The organism is Planktothrix sp. FACHB-1355 (genome assembly GCF_014748295.1).
Classification (GTDB): domain Bacteria; phylum Cyanobacteriota; class Cyanobacteriia; order Cyanobacteriales; family Aerosakkonemataceae; genus Aerosakkonema; species Aerosakkonema funiforme_A.
In genome coordinates this window covers 1-1,553 of sequence record NZ_JACJUP010001353.1, presented here as the reverse complement: position 1 = coordinate 1,553, position 1,553 = coordinate 1, and the positions used below count along the sequence as shown (strand labels likewise).

Annotated in this window: 2 protein-coding genes; one reads left to right on the top strand and one right to left on the bottom strand. The window is 41.5% G+C overall.

Features of this window, described 5'->3' with window-relative positions; translation table 11 throughout:
* Positions 1–171: 171 nt before the first annotated feature.
* Positions 172–1,089 carry a LysR family transcriptional regulator gene (locus H6S82_RS32340; protein WP_190475711.1) on the bottom strand — a complete coding sequence of 306 codons (918 nt, stop codon included), beginning with the start codon at positions 1,087–1,089 and terminating at the stop codon, positions 172–174.
* A gap of 99 nt (positions 1,090–1,188) precedes the next feature.
* Between H6S82_RS32340 and H6S82_RS32335 the strand changes: the two genes are divergently transcribed.
* Positions 1,189–1,553: SDR family NAD(P)-dependent oxidoreductase (locus H6S82_RS32335; RefSeq protein WP_191057433.1), on the top strand; the 365-nt coding region annotated here is incomplete at its 3' end.

Below are 1,553 nucleotides of genomic sequence, written 5' to 3'. Positions count from 1 at the left end.
AGGTGAAAATCAAGGCTTAATTATAGCCGAAGTTGAATTAACTGATGAAAACCAAGTGATTGAATTACCAGATTGGATTGGAGCGGAAGTGTCAAACGAGCCGAGATACTTCAATGCTAATTTAGCTAAGTATCCATTTAACAAGTGGACAACTTAAATAAATTTACCAAATTAAATAGCCTGACAAACAGTTTTGATTGTTTGTCTCAACCAGGAATTAGCAAGGTCTTTATCGACTAGCTTACTCCACAGTAATGAAACAGTCCAAGGCTCTGTTTCTAAGGGAACTTCAAATATTTGTAAAGGACATAAAGAGATAAAACTTTTGGCTAAACGAGAAGGAATTGCTGCAACTAGATTGCTTTTTGATACAATCTCTGGTATCGCTAAAGCATGGGAAATTGTCAACGCCACGCGCCTTTGGAGATGGTAACGAGCTAATAACTTATCGATTTCTCCCGTTGCATCCCGTCGCATTGTGAACAACGCATGAGGCAAACTGACAAAGGTTTCTCTTGATATAGAACCATCTATTAATGCCGGATGTCCTTGGCGGGCAATTCCGATGAATCGCTCTTGAAACAAAGGTTCGATCGATGTTTGCTGAGGTGGATTGGGAAACACTCCTAACGCGACATCAATAATCCCCTGTTCTAGCATTTCTTTAACATTATCTTTCTCAAATGCCATCAGTCGCAAGTTGATTCCTGGTGCTGTTTGTTGACAAATTTCCCATAGCTTTGGCATTAGTACATAGCTCACCGAGTCCGAACTGCCGATCGCAAAACTGCGTTGAGAAGAAGCCGGATTAAAACTCCGATTAAATTCGATAGTTTGGCGAATTTGTTGCAATGCTAGCAAAATACCGGGAGCCAAAGCCTTACATTTGCTTGTAGGTTCCATTTTCGCGCCAATGCGGATAAATAGCTCATCCTTAAATAGCGATCGCAACCTTCCCAGCGCCGCACTCATAGCAGGCTGTCCCAAATATAACCTTCGAGCGGCAGCCGTGACGCTGCGTTCCTCAAACAAAGCCTCGAACGCCACCAGTAAATTTAGGTCGATCGTCCCCAAGTCTATTGATTTCATTAATAGTGAGTATGCTTATAATCGATTTGATTAATTTATTCTAGCCTGTTACATTGCCAGTAATAACAACTTCGTTCTTAGTTTGAGGCTGGTAACGGCATGAAAAAATTACTGGCAATTGTCGGTATGGGTGAGGGGAATGGACTGGCAATAGCACGCCGCTTTGCTAAAGAAGGGTATGCGATCGCCATGCTAGCTCGCAATGAAACTAAATTAAACGAATTTAAAAACAGCTTGCAAAGAGAAGGGTATGAAGCGCATTATTTCACCGCTGATGCAAGTAACGAAGCTTCGTTAAAATCTGCCTTAGCCTCCGTGAAAAACATTGCAAATCTAGAAGTCCTTGTTTACAACGCAGCCGTGCCAAAAATGGTAAATGTTCTGAATGAAACCTTTGAGAGTTTAATCAATGATTTCCAAGTCAACGTAGCAGGAGCATTAGTTGCCGTACAGTCAGTTTTACC

Coding starts and splice junctions, on each gene's coding strand:
- H6S82_RS32340 (WP_190475711.1), bottom strand. CDS start 1,089: ATGAAATCAATAGACTTGGGGACGATCGACCTAAATTTACTGGTGGCG.